The organism is Limosilactobacillus albertensis, from assembly GCF_014145555.1.
In the GTDB taxonomy this organism is placed as follows: domain Bacteria; phylum Bacillota; class Bacilli; order Lactobacillales; family Lactobacillaceae; genus Limosilactobacillus; species Limosilactobacillus albertensis.
Genome location: NZ_JACIVD010000061.1, coordinates 69369 through 87515 on the forward strand (window position 1 = coordinate 69369; position 18147 = coordinate 87515).

An 18147-nucleotide genomic window follows, 5' to 3' on the forward strand; every position below is an offset into this window, starting at 1 on the left:
ACATGACACTAGTAGGAAAAGACTTTTTGTTAACTAACGAATGGGGTAAAAAGCTGTTCTTTGATTATGCAAAGGATATGCCAATCATTGACTATCACTGTCACCTTGTACCGAAAGAAATTTATGAGAATAAGAATTATAAAAATATTACTCGTTTATGGCTTAATGATGGTACTTATGGTGACCATTATAAGTGGCGGCTGGAACGAGCAAATGGTGTTCCCGAAGAATTAATTACTGGTGATGCTGATGACTATGAAAAGTTCTTAGCATGGGCTGGTACAATTGAGAGGGCTGTCGGTAACCCGGTTTATGAATGGACTCATCTTGAATTACGTCGCTTCTTCGGAATTAACGAACCACTAACCCGTAAAAATGCACCAGAAGTTTGGAAGAAAGCTAATGCGCTCCTTCAAACAGACGATTTTAAACCGCGTAACCTTATCAAACTTTCCCATGTAGTTGCTGTATGTACAACGGATGATCCAGCATCAGACCTTCATTATCATAAATTACTGAAAAAAGATGAAAGAGAAAATGGCTTCCGTACATTACCAGCAATGCGGCCTGATAATTTAATCTATATTGATAAGCCAACATATGGTCAATACCTTAATGAATTAGCTACGGTATCTGGAGTTAAGATTAACTCATTTAAAGATATTATTAGGGCAATGGATCAACGGTTTGGTTACTTTAATGAAATGGGTGCTCGTCTTTCTGACCACTCGCTAAGTACTTATCACTTTGTTGAAGCAACCGATGATGAGCTTGATTCAATCGTTAATAAAGCAATCAATAACGAGCAATTAACTGATCGTGAGCGTGACCAATATCTTACAATGCTTGTTGAAAACTTAATGAAGCTTAATAAAAAGTATAATTGGACAATGCAGTTCCATAATAATGTTTTACGAAGCATCAATCACCCAATGTTTGATCAAATTGGTCCTGATACTGGTTTTGATGCAATGGGAACACAGCCTGACATGGTAGCAGAAATTCAAAAGCTCTTTACTAAGATGAAAGATGAAGATAGTTTACCAAAGATTATTTTCTATTCTCTTAACCCGAATGATTGGCTACAATTGGTAACGCTAATGGGATGCTTCCAAGAAGGTGGCAAACAACGAATGCAGTTGGGTGCTGCTTGGTGGTTCAATGATACTGCTGAAGGGATGCAGCAACAATTACGGACATTTGCCCAACAAAGTCTTTTGCCTAACTTTGTCGGAATGTTAACAGATTCACGAAGCTTCCTTTCTTATCCTCGTCACGAGTACTTCCGTCGAGCATTATGTAACTTTATCGGAAGTTTGGTTGAGCAGGGACGGGCTCCAGAGGACAAAGAGTACCTCGGTAAAATTGTTCAAGATATTTCGTACAATAATGCATTAAACTACTTTAACTTTTTCCCTGATGAAAAACCAAGCGACTTGTTTGACAAGCACGAAAACAAGTTTCAATTTTAACTAAAGGAATCCCCAACGAGTACAAAAAGTATTTGTTGGGGATTTTTTAAAGTGATAAAGCTGATTTTTTACGTATTTAAACTATAGGATCAAAATTGATTCAGAATTCATATACCGATATGGTATAATAAATGATCAGCTATCTGTAAACAAGAGCGATATTGTAACTATCCAAATTATTAGCATTGAAGATTACCATTAACATTATTTAGAGCAAAAGGAGTTGATACTATGCTACATCGAGAAAATAGAATTAAAAAGTACCACCTTAGTTCTGCTGCTGATTTAATTAAAGAAACAATGGATTACTATAGTATTACTCAGTCAGACTTAGCAGACCGGTTAGGCGTCAGCCAAAAAAATATTTCTGATATTCTTAATCGTAAACGTTTTTTGAATGAGGTAGTGGCGTTACGGATTGAGAAAGTAATGGGAATATCTAGTGAGTTATTACTTGCACTAGACTCTAATTACAAATTACGACTTGCAAAAGAAAATAATGAAGTGACAAAAGCTAATAATAAATCACCGTTATTCTTGCAACAATATGACTGGGTAACTGCGTAGTTGCACTTAGCATTAAATCTTATTCAAAAAACTGAATAACAAATTAAAAGTCTTATGGTATTTCTACTGTAGGGCTTTTATAATTGCCCTGGATTTTTTCTCAGCTTGATGAAATGCTGCTAGTGCTGAATCTAATTGATTCTCCTTTGTTGCCTCGAATGTTGCAAAGGTGTAGGGCTTAAGATTATTAATAAAGCTAACATAACGATCAACATCGATAATTCCAGAGCCAAATGGAACCGTCACTTTTTGACCATTAATAAAAGCAACATCTTTTAAATGAAAGGTACAGATTTGCGGGCCGTATAATCGTGCTGCCTCGTTTAAGATGGTACCCTGATCATTATAGTTTTCCTTTGAAATAAGGTTAGCAAGGTCAAAGATCACAAATAGGTTTGGACTGTTTACTGCATCTAGGACTCGGCGGACTGCGTAATTATCATAAAGGGGATGGTTTATTCCTGGTTCAATCGCAAATAAGGCTCCCAGTTTTTCTGCAGCACTGGTTATTTGTTTTACAGAATCAATTACCCGTAACAGGGCGGAATCTGTGAAATTATGCGGCGTATAACCATTAGGTGAAAGAATACTGCCAGTTTCGCTGCCAACAACTGCTGCGTGCAAAAACTTTTCTGCTACCAGGCTATTTTGATAACTTTGTAGGTTCTTATTACGAACAGTAGGATCATAGTCAATCATATTAACGTAATTACCAAGTACAGATATCTTAACTCCAGCTTTATTAAACTTCTGATCGATTATGGTTAACAGGCCAGGGGAATACTGCAAACTATCCGTGATCAATTCCTTTGGCAAAAATTTAAACGGGGCAAATTGCACATTGTTAAATCCATAGTTAGCAGTAACGCTAAATAAATGATTAAAAGTGTGCTCACTGACATCATGGGCACGGATACCAATATTAATACTCATTTGTAATCACCTCTATGTTTTTATCATATCACTAAATTATTTATTGGAAATTTAATTTCTTAAATAGAAAGAATTTAATGAAATCGCTTGCAAAAAGTGTCAATAAGATTATAATTAATAGTGAATAAGGAAATATTATTTCTAATTAAGAAACGGAGGAATGAAAACAATGAGTTTCAAAATGGTAACTCGTTACGCACACAGTCCTAAGGATATTCAACACTATGATACAAAAGAATTACGAGACGAATTTTTAATGGATAAAATTTTTTCTTTGGGCGACATTTTATTAACATATACCTATAATGATCGGATGATTTTTGGCGGTGTCACACCCAAGGCTGACGAACCACTAGAAATTAAGCTTGATAAAGATCTGGGAGTTGATTACTTTTTACAACGCCGGGAACTTGGTTTTATTAACATTGGTGGTTCCGGTTCGGTGACTATTGATGGGCAGAAAGACAATATTGTAAAGCATGATGGCTATTATATCGGAATGGGTGCTAAACATGTTGTATTTGAGTCCGATAGTTCTGACGATCCTGCTAAGTTCTATGTCGTATCAACTCCTGCTCATAAGACATACCCAAACAAGAAGCTTCCATTTAAGGATGCAATTGCTATGCCAATGGGGAATCAAAAGGATATGAATAAACGGACGATTTACAAATATATTGATGCTTCAAGCATGGACACCTGTCAATTGCAAATGGGTTATACAGTGCTCGAACCTGGTAATGGTTGGAACACAATGCCATGTCATACTCATGCACGCCGAATGGAAACATACATGTACTGCGAATTTGGTTCTAAGGATACCCGCGTTTTCCACTTCATGGGTAAACCGGATGAAAGCAAACATATTGTCTTAGAGCCGGAACAAGCAGTAGTAAACCCTAGCTGGTCGATTCATTGTGGTGTCGGGACCACCAGTTACTCATTTATCTGGGCAATGTGTGGTGAAAATCAAACCTATGATGACATGGATATGGTTGACATGCATGATTTGAGATAAAGAAGGTATTTTAATGGCTCAATCACAAGAAGAAATCAAACAAAATGAGGCAGCCCTTGACAAGTTTAAGATGTCTGCATTTGATTTAAGCGGTAAGGTTGCAATTATTACTGGCGGGAATACGGGGCTAGGTCAAGGCTATGCTGTTGCCTTAGCTGAAGCCGGTGCTGATATTTTTATTCCAACACATGGTACGCAAGGCTGGGACGATACCCGCGAGATGATTGAAAAGCGTGGGCGCAAGGTTGAGTTTATGCAAGTTGACTTAACTAAGCCGGGTGTTGCACAAAAAGTTGTTGACCAAGCAATTAAGACGTTTGGTCATCTTGATATTTTGATTAATAATGCGGGAATGATTAAACGTAACCCAATTCTAGAATCAAAGGACACTGACTGGGACGCGGTAATTAACATCAACTTAAATGCTGTTTACCATATGTCGATGGCCGTAGCAAAGGTTTTCGCAAAACAAGGTCATGGCAAGATTATCAACATTGGTTCAATGCTTTCTTTCCAAGGCGGGAAGTTTATACCATCCTATACTGCATCTAAACATGGGGTTGCAGGTTTAACAAAATCATTTGCTAGTGAAATGGGAGCATATGGAGTCCAGGTTAATGCGATTGCTCCTGGTTATATCAAAACAGCTAATACCGCACCCATTCGGGCAGATAAAGCGCGAAATCAAGAAATCCTTGATCGAATTCCGGCTGGTCACTGGGCTGAACCGCACGAATTAATGGGTGTTGCAGTGTTCTTGGCAAGTGATGCTGCTAATTATGTAAATGGAACGATCATGCCAGTCGATGGCGGATATTTGGTTCGATAAGTTAAAGAATATATCAAAAGTGGGAGTAAAGCAGAACTTGGCAACGATTTCGGCTTTACTCCCATTTGCGGTTTCATATTATTTGGCTTGCTAAAAGAAATAAAATGTTGTTTGATAGAAATTAGTTAATTTTTAACGAAGTGAGTGAATTAAATGGAAAATAAATTATACGGTGCTGTGTTATTAAAGGCACGCCAGATTCTTGATTATATTGCAAGTGCTTCCGAAGCGCCGACTCTCCGTGAATTAGATGAACAACTTGATATTTCAAAGCCCACAATCTATAAAATACTAAAAACATTAGAATACTGCGGATATGTTCGGGTAGAAGGAGAAGATAAGCACTACTACTTAGGGACGATTTTTCTTCAGTATGCGCAAGCAGTTAATAATTCTTTCAATATAGAAGAAATTGCTAAGCCATATTTAAGGGATCTTCGTGATGCAACCAATGAAACGGTTAATCTTGGTATTATAGAAGGGAAAAGTGTCGTCCTTCTCTCAAAGCTTGAAAGTACTAATAGTATCAAACTGGTATCGTATATTGGCGGTAAGATGCATATGTACTCTTCTGCAATGGGGAAAGCAGTATTAGCTACTTATAACGACAAACAATTATCCGAATACTTAACGGGCATCACTTTTGAAAAGCTAACCGCAAAGACAATTGATAATGAACAAGAACTGCTGACTAATCTAAATGAAACAAGGGCGCAGGGGTATTCAATTGACGATGTTGAAAACCAGCCAGGGGTATACTGTCTCGGCTTTGCCTTAGTAAAAAATGGCCATACTTTTGGCGCATTTAGTATTAGTACTCCCGAATACCGGATGGACGATAAGAAAAAAGAACAATTCGTAAAGCTGGGACAACAGACCCAGCAAAGGATCTTAAATGCAATTTAGGATTCTTGAATTTCTTCATTAACAAATTGTAAAAATCTCTTGATAGCTGGTGAAAGGACGGTATTCTTACGCCAAGCTAGGACATCCCCAGTTGATTTATTAGGAGTAAGCGGGACAAAAGCTAAGTCTGGATCATGAAAATTATCGTAGACTCCTTTAACCGTTAAAACATAATAATTGCTGTTTCTTAAGAGTGCAATGGTATTTCCTGGCAGGCTAGTAGTTGCACGAACGTTTAACCGTGTTTGATCAAGTTTTAAAATATCGCTAACTTCATCCCGAACAATGCTGCGATGGGGAAGAATTAATGGAAGCTTGTAAAGATCTTTTTTTGTAATAGTTGGATGCTTGGCAATAGGTGCATCTTTAAGCATTATTAGTCCCCATTTTTCACGAACAGGTAATTCGAGGAAGTTATACTTAGCGGCTTCAACCGGCTCTAATAAGCACACAAGGTCATCTAATCCTTCATCTAATTGGCGTCGAAGGACATCACCGTCACCGTCGGATAAATTAAAGGTAACATTAGGATAAAGTTTTTGAAATTCAGCAATTAATTTCGTGATATATGAGGAGACACTTGAGACAGCTGAACCAAGATTGATTTCACCAGTTAACTCTTCTTCGTGCTGGTGGAGTTCATTTTCTGTTTGGTGTAGTAATTGTACTATTGTTGTTGCTCGCTGTTGGAAAATGATACCAGCTTTGGTTAATTGTAGACGCCGATTTTCGCGATCAAAGAGCTTTACGTCCAATTCTGCTTCTAAATCCATAATTTGGCGTGATAAGGTCGGTTGCGTAATATGTAATTGTTCCGCAGCTTTAGTGATATTATTAGTTTGAGCAACAGCTAAAAAGTATTTTAATACACGGGTATCCATAATTTATCCCTCGCTTAGAATTGATTAAGGAGTATTTGAAATGGCAAGGCAAGCATTGATTTTATACTATTCACAATTTGGTAACACGGCTAAATTAGCTAGTCAAATTCATGAGGCAACGAGTGCTGATATTGTTCGGGTTAAAGTTGCTGCTAATGTCTTTCCGCTTGACATGCAGGAAACGGGAAGAATTTATCAACAGCAACGTAAAAATCATGATTTACCTAAATTAGTGACGGACTTACCTAACTTGTCTTATTATGATTTGCTTTTAATAGGCGGACCGGTTTGGAATGAAAAAGTTGCTTCTCCCATCTTATCTTTATTGCAACGGTTGCAGAGCTTTACCGGTGAAGTGGCACCTTTTAGTACCGGTTGGAGTGAAACAGGTAATTATCAGCAAGATTTTATTAACCATGCAGGTAAATTAAATGTTACTGATGGCTATCACATTCTGACACATGGTACGCCCACGTTTATCCAAAAAGTGAATTATAATTTTCTTGGTTACGAAAATTATAATTCACTTTTTGGATAATCTATTATTTATAATAAGCTTTTTACATTCTTTATTCTAGTAGTTATTATTAAAGCACCAATTAGTTGGAGGTAATAACTATGGCTAAGAATGAACATGAAGTGAAAAATGACCTTTTTGGTTTTGGCGATATGAACGTTGCTTTTGCAAAATACTTTGTTGGTACAAGTTATCTTAACGGACTAGTATCGCCTGATGATAATATTGATGTGAACGTTTCTAACGTCAATTTTGAACCTGGTTGCCGTAATAACTGGCATATCCATCATAATGGCTTTCAAATTTTGCTAGTGACTGCTGGTGAAGGATGGTACCAAGAAGAAGGCAAGCCAGCACAACTACTAAAGCCTGGTGACGTTGTAGCAATTCATGAAGGTATTAAGCATTGGCATGGTGCTACTAAGGATAGCTGGTTCTCTCACATTGCAATTACTAAGGGAACGAGCGAATGGTGTGAAGAAGTGGATAATGATACATATAATCGCCTATCTGAATAATTAAACAGCCAGCTTTGTTTGTTCTCTTGTCTAACTTTGATATACTAGATAAAGTTTGAGGAGGAGATCAAATGGAAAGCTGGCTTTTTTTAGCTTTAGTATTATTAATCGCGATTTTTGGTCATAATTCATCGTTGATTATTGCAAGTATCGTTGTAATAGTTTTGAAGTTAATTCCTTATACTGCCAAATGGCTCCCGTTAATTCAACAAAAGGGGATTAATTGGGGCGTAACAGTAATTTCTGTGGCTATTTTGATTCCTATTGCTACGGGGCAGATTGGTTTTGATGACTTATGGGCAGCATTTAAAACTCCTGCCGGCTGGATTGCAGTTGGTGCCGGAATAGCCGTCGCAATTTTGTCAAAATATGGTGTTAATCAATTGGCTGCCGTGCCCCAGGTTACAGTCGCCTTAGTACTGGGGACAATTATCGGTGTGGTTGCTTTTAAGGGAATCGCGGCCGGACCGGTAATCGCTAGTGGGATGACTTATTGTATCGTCACTTTATTAAATTTGCATTTTTAGTAAAAAGAAACAAGATCAAAATTAGCTGAATAGCTGATTCTGATCTTGTTTTTCGTTTACTAGTTTTTATCCATTTTCTAACTTCACTTGCGAAGAGATTTTATGATAGAGTTTTGTACTTAAATAAAGAGAGGTTAATAGTAAGCATAAACATAAAATAAATCCAGCTTGAATTCCCAGGTGTGATGAGGGATTATGTACAAGGTGGTTAACGATTCCGACAATTGCAACGATTAACGCTGTCCCAAATGAGGCGGCAATTTGACGTAAGGTATTAAAAGTAGCAACCGCATCTGGAACAATCTCATTTGGCAAAAGGGAGAGGGCTTGTGTTTGCAAGGGGATTAACATTGTTACCAAACCAAATTGACGAACAGTTTGAAACAGGGTAATCATGATTACAGAACTTCGCGCTCCAATTGCCGCTTGGCCGATTGTACCGAGAATATCAATTATTAGCCCAGCACCGACAAGTATTTTAATTGGGTAGATATCATAAAAGTGACCACTGGTGGTTGAAAGCAAGCCGGTTAAAATTGCCCCTGGTAAGACAGCAATAGCAGAAACAACTGTACTTTTACCCAGAACAATCTGAACCAGTAATGGAATTAAAATGGCATTACCGTACATAGTTGCCGTGATTAACATATTAATAATAGTAGCAAGAACAAACTGCTTATGAGTAAAAATTCCAAAGTTAATTAATTGCTTATTGCTGTGCCGTTGGTTAAGGAAAAAGGAAAATAAGAATAATAAACCAATTAAAACATAACCAGCAACATTGAACGACATAAGCGGGTTATTAGAAACATTTGAAAGGCCCATTAATAGCGACCATAAGCCAGCAGTAATTAAGATTAATGCTAGGGTATTGAATTGCGGATGTTCATTGTGCGAGATTGCCGGTAAGAAGAAAAATGATAAGAGTAATGTTGCAACCGCAAAGGGAATAATTAACAGGAACAAGTACCGCCAGGAAAAGAAGTGTAGCAAGAAGCCGGAAATAGCAGGTCCCAGAATTGGCGCACAATTGAATGCTAGTCCAATAATCCCCATAATTTGGCCCTTTTTCCCTGGCCTAGCATAACGAATTGCTAGTACATTTACTAAGGGCATCATCATTCCCGCTCCCAGCGCTTGAATCATCCGAGCAATTACAATTAAATTAAAGTTCCAAGCTGCTGCTCCTGCAATCGTCCCGATGAGGAAAATTCCAGAAAAAACAATGAAAAGGTTTTTAAATGGAAATCTCTTTATTAAAAATGAACTGACGGGAATCATCAGGGCATTTACAAGCATGTATCCATTTGTAACCCATTGGACTTGCGCTTCACTGATATGAAAAACATTCATAAAAGTTGGTAATGCAATGTTCATTAAAGTTGAACAAAGAAGACCGAAAAATGTACCAAAAACCATGATTATTAATGCATGGCGAATTCGTTGATTTTCCATTAGTTAAATATATCGCTCCTTGATATTAGTCAAACATTATAGAGTTTACTAGTTCAATTATTAAAGTCAATATGCATTGAAAATTTGCAACAAAGTAAAATAATGATAAAATATAGTTATAAATAATTTACATCTGTAAACGCAGGAGGTATTAGATGAACAGTGATTTAGAAATAACTCCCGCTGAATGGCAAGTTATGCGGGTAGTTTGGAGCTTAAGACAAACAACCAGTAGTCAAATCATTGAAATCTTGCAACAAAAAGTTGAATGGAAACCAGCCACAATAAAAACACTATTACGACGCTTAGTTGACAAAGAAGCTCTATCGGCAACTCGTCAAGGTCGTGGATTCATTTATGAGCCGTTAGTTCCTGAACAGCAAACAATGGATCAAGCTGCTGATAACTTATTTAATAATATTTGCGAGCGGCACGTTGGCAGTACTCTTGAACATGTAATTAATAATGCAACTCTTAGTAAAGATGATATTGCGAGCCTTCAGAAATTATTGGCAAGTAAAGTAGCCAATTCGCCTGATAATGTTAAATGTAACTGTATTCCACACATGCAAATGAAATGCTGATAAAAGAATTAAGAGACCGTGAAAACACTTCTTCACGGTCTCTTAATTCTTTATTTATTTTTATCGTCTTTAGTTGATCCTTGTTTTTTTCTAGGCTTGATAAAGACCACTTTGAATTTGTTAACATACGCGTTCTTTAAATCAAGCGGCGTAAATGAAAAGTTATCTACTCTAATAGGCTGACCAACTTTTAAATCGTATTGGCGTTCAAGGAAAAAGCCGGTTAATGTTGTTACCTCAGAGTTATCAAATTGTTCAATGTTAGTGTTGAAGTAACGTTCAAAATCATCAAGGGGCATCTTACCAGAAACTTCAAATGTTGGATTACCCTTACTATCAGGATCTTTCTTCTCAATCATATCAGATGTTGCATGATCGATTTCTTCACCCACAGTACCGAATAACTCTTCATAAATATCTTTATCAGTAATGATTCCTGAAGTACCGCCATATTCATCTTGGACAACAACAATTGGCACTTGTTTTTTCATCATCTCAGCTAAAACATTAGTAAGCTGTTCATTCTCATAAACAATTGGGATCCGCCGCATGATTGTCCGGACAGATTGTTGAGGGTTAATTTGATTTTGCCGCATAATGTCATACGCAAAAACATAACCAAGAATATGGTCCTTATCATTATTGGCGACAACCGGAAAACGTGTAAATTTCTTTTCAAAATAAAGTTTTGCTGCGTCTTCAATGGAGGCCGTAATATCAATGACCGCTAATTGTGTCCGATCAACCATAATGTCTTCAGCAACCTTATCATTCATTTCAAAGGCACGTTGCATGAAGATAACGTCTTCTTTGTCCATCTCACCAGCTTTTTCTGACTGTTGAGATAAGGTCATAATTTCATTTTGTGAATACGTATCTTCTTCCGGTTGGACATTGTATCCTAACATTTTTGTAACCGCAGCAGCGACTACCGCGAATAACCAAACAAATGGGTAGAAGATAGTATGGAAAAATTGAATTGGATGAACAATTGCTAAAAGAATCGGTACCGGGCGATCAATCGCCATATTTTTAGGAACCAAGTCAGTAAATACTGCATGGAAGAATGTGAAGATCAAAACCCCGATAACCGGTGCAATTGCTTGAAGAATATCATGTGGAATTACATTAATCTTTAGTAACAAGTCAGTGATGAACTCGTCACCTAACCAACCTAAAACTAAAGAAGTCATAGTAACACCGACCTGAGCTGTCGATAAGTACTCATTAAGGTTTGCTACCATGTGTTCCGCACGTTGAACCTTATGTGTTTGACGTAGTTCTTTTAATTCACTGGGGCGGACTTTAACAACTGAATATTCCAGAAGTGTAAATAAAGCTGCGAGCAGTAAAATTAAAATAATGATAATTAATTTAAACCAATATGAATCCCATAAACCATTCATCGTTTAAAAATTTCACCTAAACTTTCTTAAATAATTTATCGACTACTATTGTATCAGTAAATCATCGCGAAGGGGGAGTTTAATTATTTTTTTATAATTGAAAATGCTAAAATAGAGGAAAATAAGTAGGAGAAGAGCCATGTCGAGCAATGAAGAAGAGATAAAAAAATCAGCACGATTACGCGAAATCATGCAAATAATGCGGAAGTACCATTTTGTTAGTAATTTTTACCACCAAACCAATCCACAAGCGATTTGCCAGGCACTCCAAGAGCTGGGGCCAACTTTCATTAAGCTTGGTCAAATTTTGTCAACTCGTCCTGACCTTGTATCACCAGCATATATTAAGGAACTGCGCAACTTGCAAGACCAGGTTAAATCTGATAGTTTTGCAACGGTAAAGCAGACTTTTGAAGAAGAAACCGGAAAGAAAATTGATGATGAATTTGCCGATTTTGCGGAGGAACCTTTTGCGTCTGCATCGATTGGTCAGGTTCACCATGCGACGCTTAAAGATGGCACTCCGGTTGTTGTTAAGGTTCAGCATCCAGAAGTTGGTAAGCTTGTTAATACTGATTTAGCCCTCTTAAGAAAAGCAGTTGTTTTATTTAAGTACGTTCCTCAAGATATTGCAGTTGTTGACTTGAATAAGGTAATTGATGAATTAAGTACTTCACTATTAAGCGAGGTTAATACCCTTGAAGAAGCGAAAAACGGGGAAGAATTTTATACATTAAATAACGGGGACGGCGCAATTTTAGTACCTAAAGTATATCTTGATTACTGTGCACCTAAGATTCTTGTTAATGAAGCAATGGAAGGGAAGAGTATTCGTTATCGGTTTAAACCGTCAAACGATGCCGATCAAAAGACATTAACAGTGAATCATGAGATTGCTATTACCCTGGTTAATAACTTTCTGAAACAGGTTTTCGTGGATCATTATTTTCACGCTGATCCTCATCCGGGCAATATATTGATTCATGAACTAGGCCCTCACGATGCGCAAAAGAAATACGCAACGACCAAGCACCGTGAAAAAACAATCTATAATACAATGATTAGCTATGATCAAGAAGTTGAATTACCAAACTATCGAATTGTCTACCTTGATTTCGGAATGATGGGAAGATTGAGTCCGGCAATGGCCAATAGTATTGCTAATATCGTAATTGCAATCAACACCAAGGATACTCGCAAAATTGGAAAGGCAGTTCTAAATGTTTGCAACCGGATCGGTGAAGTTGATGAGAATGCATTTTATCGGGAACTCGGCGCATTTATCCAACCATATTTTTCAACGGGTCTTGGCGATATTGACTTTGTGAAAATGTTGTATCAAATTATCCAGCTATGTAAGAAAAACCATCTTCAAATGCGGGGAGAGGTAACAATGTTGATTAAGGCCTTTGGTACCTTAGAAAGTTCGGTTGCTAAACTTGACCCCGAAATATCAATGCTCGAGGTTGCACAGTCGTTTGGCCGGCACTATTTAAAACGAAACTTTAACTGGCGGTCTGCGGTTGATAATAATTTGATTAATCTTTTCTTTGCTAGTAAGGCAATGAGTAAGATGCCAGAACGAGTTAACGAGCTGATTGAAACCTTTGTTAGCGGGGATGCAAAAATTGACTTACAGTATAAAAATGAGCAACGAGTACTAAAGCAAATTGAACGACTGATGAATCGGTTCATGATTGCAATTATTTTAGCTGCGGTAATTCTCGGTTCATCATTATTAATTCAGGGGACCCCGGCTGGTTCTCATATCTACCGTTTTGGGGTAACTGGTTATATTATTGCGATTATTATTATCATCATTTTAGTTATTACGGAAGTTATTCATCGATGGCGAAATTGGCGAAGGAAACGATGATCAATGGTAATTTTAAGTTTAGTTAATGAATTATTATGCGCTTTATGCTGGGGAATTACGATTCGCTTGATTTTAGTTCGTCATCTGCACAGTGAATCGAGGGCAATCCAGTTTAACGCTTTTGCCTTTATCTTAATGTTGATCAACCTCATAATTATTTTGCCTGCTTTTGCCTTTTTAATTATGAATATGCCTGCTAAGACTTTTACCTGGCTAGCTGCATTAGTAATAGCAACGCTTGACGCCTTAAGTACATTTAATTTAATTTTATTTTGCGTTTACAGTCACTATACTCGCATGCTAAAATGTCCACCCACGGTTCATGATTTTCTCGTTTTAGGAGCAGCAATTAGGCACGGGCATGTTCCGCCAGTTTTAGCTACGCGGCTAGACAGGGTAGTCATATGCTGGAAAAAACATCAATCTGCGAAAATCATTGTTTCAGGCGGCAAAGTACAGAAAGAAAAGATATCTGAAGCTGATGCAATGGCGGCTTATTTAATTAACCAAGGGATCCCAGCGTTAAAAATAATTCGGGAGACACGAGCACGGAATACATGGCAAAATTTAACTTTTACCAGTCAACTTATTAATCCCCATGCGTCTGTAGTGGTAGTAACTAGCGATTTTCATGTGCTTCGTGCTAAAACTTATGCAAGAAAGCTTGGCTTACAATGGTCCTTTGTAGGGAGTAAGACACCCTGGCAGTATTGTCCGTTAACTTTTATTCGCGATTATCTTGGCCTTATTCGTGATCATCGTTGGCTAGCCGGTAGCATCTTTATCCTGCTGCTTTTGGTTGAATTTAGTTTGATATAAATAAATGGGGAATAGCCGTCACGAAAACAGCTATTTCCCATTAAAATTTACTTATTCTTATAAACAGCAATCTCAATTAAATTATTATCAGGATCATAAACATAGAGAGAGGTCATTTCACCTTCAGCTCCATGCTTTTTAATAGGCCCAGCAATAATGTCAATGTAATAACTATTAAGATGATGAACAATATCGTCAATGCTATCACCTGCAACCAAGCACAAATCGGCAGAACCGGATGTTGGGTGAGCAGCCTTTAGAGTAGTTGGCCGTTCGTCCTTTTGTAATCGAATTAATTGGTGTCCGCACCGCATTGTGATTAAGTCATCATTACTTTGTTCCTTAATTACGGGCATATCAAATACCTCATGATAAAATCGCATTGATTGTTCTAAATTCGTTACTGTTAGAACAATATGATCAATTCGTCGCATTTTCATAATTCAAGTCTCCCTTAAATTTAAGTCAATATCATTATACAAGTTTCTAAATTAAAATAGCAAAAGTTGTATAATGAAATGATTATTGGATATAAGGAGAGCGACTATGGATTCAAGGACGATAATTAGTGTAGCGGCGGGGGGCTTCTTAGGCGGAATTACTCGTTATGAGCTTGGTTTCTTATTAGGGAACAACGGTGTTTTATGTGCTAACCTTATCGGCTCATTTTTATTATCATTTATAACCTACTATTTCATAGACCGAAAGCCACTAGCAACATGGTTAAATGCCGGGATTGGAATTGGATTCATTGGTGCATTTACGACTTTTTCATCACTAATAACAACGATTATTAAGCTTGAGAGTCAGGACCTAATTGCTAGTATCGCCTATTTTTTGGTAAGTTCTCTGGGCGGATTAACGTTAGCATTACTAGGATTTGTGCTGGCGCGAAAATACGGGAGGCATCAGCAAAATGATTAATGTGGGTCTTGGGGCAGCAATTGGAGCGGTTATCCGTTACATAATTACAACCTGGTGGAAGCAGCTAAAAATAGATTGGCCATTAGCTACTTTATTTATTAATATTACTGGGAGCTTCTTGTTAGGAATCCTTACTAAGAACTTTGCTGGCAATTCGCCAACTATGCTTTTGTTTGGTACTGGTTTAATGGGTGGTTATACTACGTTTTCTACTTTTAATGTTGAATTAATTTCAATGATTGATGAGCGGAGATGGCGGACATTAACCGTTTATTTAGGATTAAGTTATATTGGCGGAACTGTCGCAGCAATATGCGGGCTAATGATATGAAAGGAGCAATAAAAAATGACCAAAACTACCTTACCATCACAGATTGAAGTGAGAGGCGGTAAAGTACATAACCTTAAAAATATTGATATTAATATACCGTTACATAAATTTGTTGCAATCTCCGGCCTGTCTGGATCTGGAAAAAGCTCATTAGCAATGGGGATTTTATATGAAGAGGGTTCACGGCGATATTTAGAGGCCCTTTCAACTTATACTAGGCGCCGAATAAAACTAGGCGCGCAGGCAGATGTCACCAGTGTTAAGCATATTCCATCAGCACTAGCCCTCAAGCAGCGGCCGTCAATCCCATCTGAACGTGCAACTGTCGGTACAATGAGCGAGATGCTAAACGTAATTCGTTTAATCTTTTCGCGGCTCGGGGAACCCGTTTGTCCAAATGGTCACCAGTTAAAACCAAGCCTTGAGATTGCTGAGGTAATGAGTAAAAGCGGGGATGCAATGGGCCAATTAACCTGTCCGGTTTGTGGTGAAAAATTTTATGCTTATAGCGCGGAAGATTTTGCCTTTAATTCCGATGGAGCTTGTCAACGATGTCAAGGAACTGGGCTGGTTCGTGAACTTGATGAGAGTAAGCTTATTGGTGATGAAAACCTTAGTTTGGCTGACGGGGCAGTTGCGTCGTGGCATTTACCAGGGCGGAATTTTATGCCAAGCGTTGCTGAACAAGCAGGTGTCCGAATTCATGTCCCGTATAAAGACCTAACTGCAAAAGAAAAAGATTTTGTCTTAAATGGTCCGCAAAAGAAATTTAAAATGGATTTTCGCTCAGGAACCGGGCGCGTTTTTCACGATTTTAATGCTTTATACGAGAATGCTCACGAGGCAGTCCTTGCATCGGCCAAAAGCAGTAAAAGCGAACGGGCACAAAAACGGATTAGCGAATTTTTTCATTATTCAACCTGTCCGGTTTGTCATGGGTCACGATTGAAGCCAGAATTGTTGAAACAGCTTGCCGGTGGCTTAAATATTGTCCAAGTTAGTGATCTTACACTTGGTGAATTGAACCAGTGGAAGCAAGATGTATCAGCCACTCTCCCTCCTGAAATGGAAAAAATGGCAACTTCGCTTTTTAAGGAGTTTGATGATAATTTACGACCGTTGCTTGAACTAGGTCTTGACTATTTAACTTTATCACGGAACGGCAATACCTTATCAACCGGAGAATTACAGCGAATTCAATTAGCGCGAACCTTGCGAACGCAAACTACTGGCGTTTTATACATCCTTGATGAACCTTCAATTGGTCTTCATCCAGATAATATTAATGGTCTTCTAAACGTATTTAAGGAATTAGTGGCACAGGGCAACTCGTTAGTTGTTGTCGACCACAATGTTGATATTATTAAGGAAGCTGATTGGATTATTGAAATTGGTCCTGGCTCTGGCGAAAACGGCGGAAAAATTCTTACGCAGGGAACACCATCCCAAATCGCAGATGATCCACAATCAAAAATTGGTCCTTATATAAAGGGAACGGCAGCCTTAAATAGTCGGCCATTAGCAAAGGAACCCGCTAGTCAAAACATTTCATTTGAAGTGAATAATTACTATAATCTAAAAGATGTCCAAGGTAAAATTCCTGTTAATCGGTTAACTGCGATCACTGGATTTTCTGGTGCTGGTAAGACTAGTTTAATTTTAGATAGTCTAGTTCCAGCTATTCACGCACAATCAACGGGGACTAAATTACCACGGCAAGTAAAGGACTTATCAAGCCCCTTAAAAGAGGTTGTAAGTGTCGATGCGGCACCAATCGGTAAAACCAATCGTTCAACAGTAGCTACCTATACTAGTATCATGGATAACCTGCGGAAACTATTTGCCGCCCAACCATTGGCAAAAGAAAAACACTTTACACCTTCATATTTTTCATATAATAATAAGCAAGGTGCTTGTCCAACATGTGGAGGTGCTGGTATTGTAACGCTTGATATTCAATTCTTACCAGACATGCAACAGACTTGTCCAAAGTGTGGCGGAAGCCGATATAATGAAAAAATCCAAAAGATCAAATGGCATGATTATTCAATTGTTGACATTCTAAAGCTAGACGTACGAGCAGCAATGAAAGTATTTAAAGAAGTTCCCAAAATTGCTCGCGAACTCCAGTTATTAGATGAAGTCGGCCTAGGCTACCTTCATTTAGGTGAAAGCACGCCGAGTCTTTCTGGTGGTGAGGCCCAACGTTTAAAACTCGTTAAACATCTGAACCATAATCAAAGCGAGACTCTTTTTGTATTTGATGAACCAACCATTGGATTGCACCCCCTTGACGTCAAAACGCTTTTAGTGGTAATGCAACAGCTGCTTGATCGGGGAGCAACGATTATTACTATTACTCACGATTTAAATTTAATTATCAATGCTGACTACATGCTTGATATGGGTCCGCGTGGTGGTAGTAACGGCGGGGAGATTGTTGCCCATGGTAAGCCATCGACCTTGATTCAAAATCCGCAAAGCCTAACCAGTAAGTATCTGGCTGAATACTGGGCAAGATTTAAATAGAAAAAACAGGTATTTATGCGCGTTATAATTTTTCGCACATAGATACCTGTTTTTA

At 38.0% G+C, this 18147-nt stretch carries 18 protein-coding genes and 1 pseudogene; 14 read left to right on the forward strand and 5 right to left on the reverse strand.

Features of this window, described 5'->3' with window-relative positions:
* Positions 1-2 precede the first annotated feature (2 nt).
* Positions 3-1472, forward strand: coding sequence for a glucuronate isomerase (gene uxaC, locus H5S41_RS05055; RefSeq protein WP_182602570.1), 1470 nt, complete (start codon positions 3-5; stop codon positions 1470-1472).
* A gap of 231 nt (positions 1473-1703) precedes the next feature.
* Positions 1704-2039, forward strand: coding sequence for a helix-turn-helix transcriptional regulator (locus H5S41_RS05060; protein WP_182602571.1), 336 nt, complete (start codon positions 1704-1706; stop codon positions 2037-2039).
* Between the two features lie 63 nt (positions 2040-2102).
* Here H5S41_RS05060 and H5S41_RS05065 read toward each other — a convergent pair whose 3' ends face one another.
* Entirely contained in the window at positions 2103-2972 is an 870-nt protein-coding gene (locus tag H5S41_RS05065; protein ID WP_182602572.1) for a sugar phosphate isomerase/epimerase family protein, read from the reverse strand.
* 169 nt (positions 2973-3141) lie between these two features.
* Between H5S41_RS05065 and kduI the strand changes: the two genes are divergently transcribed.
* From kduI to H5S41_RS05080, 3 genes are all read left to right on the forward strand, one after another.
* The gene (gene kduI, locus H5S41_RS05070) at positions 3142-3990 is read left to right on the forward strand and encodes a 5-dehydro-4-deoxy-D-glucuronate isomerase (RefSeq protein WP_182602573.1); all 849 of its coding nucleotides are present in this window, start codon (positions 3142-3144) and stop codon (positions 3988-3990) included.
* A 13-nt stretch (positions 3991-4003) separates the two neighbouring features.
* Positions 4004-4819 (forward strand): 2-dehydro-3-deoxy-D-gluconate 5-dehydrogenase KduD, encoded by an 816-nt coding sequence (kduD, locus tag H5S41_RS05075; protein WP_182602574.1) that lies wholly within the window; start codon positions 4004-4006, stop codon positions 4817-4819.
* A gap of 153 nt (positions 4820-4972) precedes the next feature.
* Positions 4973-5725, forward strand: a complete 753-nt coding sequence (locus H5S41_RS05080) for an IclR family transcriptional regulator (protein WP_182602575.1) — start codon at positions 4973-4975, stop codon at positions 5723-5725.
* On the opposite strand, the gene H5S41_RS05085 is transcribed toward H5S41_RS05080, so the two are convergent.
* Positions 5722-6606, reverse strand: coding sequence for a LysR family transcriptional regulator (locus H5S41_RS05085; protein WP_182602576.1), 885 nt, complete (start codon positions 6604-6606; stop codon positions 5722-5724). The genes H5S41_RS05080 and H5S41_RS05085 overlap by 4 nt on opposite strands.
* Before the next feature lie 40 nt (positions 6607-6646).
* Here H5S41_RS05085 and H5S41_RS05090 point away from each other — a divergent pair.
* The 3 genes and pseudogenes from H5S41_RS05090 to H5S41_RS05100 all read left to right on the forward strand — a co-directional run bounded on the left by H5S41_RS05090 (position 6647) and on the right by H5S41_RS05100 (position 8168).
* A pseudogene (locus H5S41_RS05090) lies at positions 6647-7128 on the forward strand (flavodoxin family protein).
* 96 nt (positions 7129-7224) lie between these two features.
* Positions 7225-7641: a cupin domain-containing protein gene (locus tag H5S41_RS05095; protein WP_182602577.1), complete on the forward strand. Its 417-nt coding sequence runs from the start codon at positions 7225-7227 to the stop codon at positions 7639-7641.
* Positions 7642-7712: 71 nt separating this feature from the next.
* Positions 7713-8168: a DUF441 domain-containing protein gene (locus H5S41_RS05100; protein ID WP_163704026.1), complete on the forward strand. Its 456-nt coding sequence runs from the start codon at positions 7713-7715 to the stop codon at positions 8166-8168.
* 66 nt (positions 8169-8234) lie between these two features.
* On the opposite strand, the gene H5S41_RS05105 is transcribed toward H5S41_RS05100, so the two are convergent.
* Positions 8235-9623, reverse strand: a complete 1389-nt coding sequence (locus H5S41_RS05105; protein ID WP_182602578.1) for a DHA2 family efflux MFS transporter permease subunit — start codon at positions 9621-9623, stop codon at positions 8235-8237.
* A gap of 155 nt (positions 9624-9778) precedes the next feature.
* On the opposite strand from H5S41_RS05105, the gene H5S41_RS05110 reads away from it, so the two are divergent.
* Complete coding sequence (locus H5S41_RS05110; protein ID WP_182598204.1) at positions 9779-10207, forward strand: CopY/TcrY family copper transport repressor; 429 nt, start codon at positions 9779-9781, stop codon at positions 10205-10207.
* Between the two features lie 50 nt (positions 10208-10257).
* On the opposite strand, the gene H5S41_RS05115 is transcribed toward H5S41_RS05110, so the two are convergent.
* On the reverse strand, positions 10258-11613 hold the full coding sequence (locus tag H5S41_RS05115) for a hemolysin family protein (RefSeq protein WP_182602579.1): 1356 nt from the start codon (positions 11611-11613) through the stop codon (positions 10258-10260).
* Between the two features lie 139 nt (positions 11614-11752).
* Here H5S41_RS05115 and H5S41_RS05120 point away from each other — a divergent pair, with 139 nt between their 5' ends.
* Together H5S41_RS05120 and H5S41_RS05125 are read left to right on the forward strand one after the other, a co-directional pair.
* Positions 11753-13489 (forward strand): ABC1 kinase family protein, encoded by a 1737-nt coding sequence (locus tag H5S41_RS05120; RefSeq protein ID WP_182602580.1) that lies wholly within the window; start codon positions 11753-11755, stop codon positions 13487-13489.
* A gap of 3 nt (positions 13490-13492) precedes the next feature.
* Positions 13493-14308 (forward strand): YdcF family protein, encoded by an 816-nt coding sequence (locus H5S41_RS05125; RefSeq protein WP_182602581.1) that lies wholly within the window; start codon positions 13493-13495, stop codon positions 14306-14308.
* A gap of 47 nt (positions 14309-14355) precedes the next feature.
* On the opposite strand, the gene H5S41_RS05130 is transcribed toward H5S41_RS05125, so the two are convergent.
* A complete protein-coding gene (locus H5S41_RS05130) occupies positions 14356-14748 on the reverse strand; it encodes a VOC family protein (RefSeq protein WP_182602582.1) in 393 nt (130 codons plus the stop codon).
* Between the two features lie 106 nt (positions 14749-14854).
* On the opposite strand from H5S41_RS05130, the gene H5S41_RS05135 reads away from it, so the two are divergent.
* From H5S41_RS05135 to H5S41_RS05145, 3 genes are read left to right on the forward strand one after another with little or no spacing between them, the layout of a single operon-like run.
* Positions 14855-15232, forward strand: a complete 378-nt coding sequence (locus tag H5S41_RS05135) for a fluoride efflux transporter FluC (protein ID WP_182602583.1) — start codon at positions 14855-14857, stop codon at positions 15230-15232.
* Positions 15225-15563 (forward strand): fluoride efflux transporter FluC, encoded by a 339-nt coding sequence (locus H5S41_RS05140; RefSeq protein ID WP_182598200.1) that lies wholly within the window; start codon positions 15225-15227, stop codon positions 15561-15563. The genes H5S41_RS05135 and H5S41_RS05140 overlap by 8 nt, the downstream gene beginning before the upstream one ends.
* Before the next feature lie 15 nt (positions 15564-15578).
* Positions 15579-18092, forward strand: a complete 2514-nt coding sequence (locus H5S41_RS05145; protein ID WP_182602584.1) for an excinuclease ABC subunit UvrA — start codon at positions 15579-15581, stop codon at positions 18090-18092.
* Positions 18093-18147 lie beyond the last annotated feature (55 nt).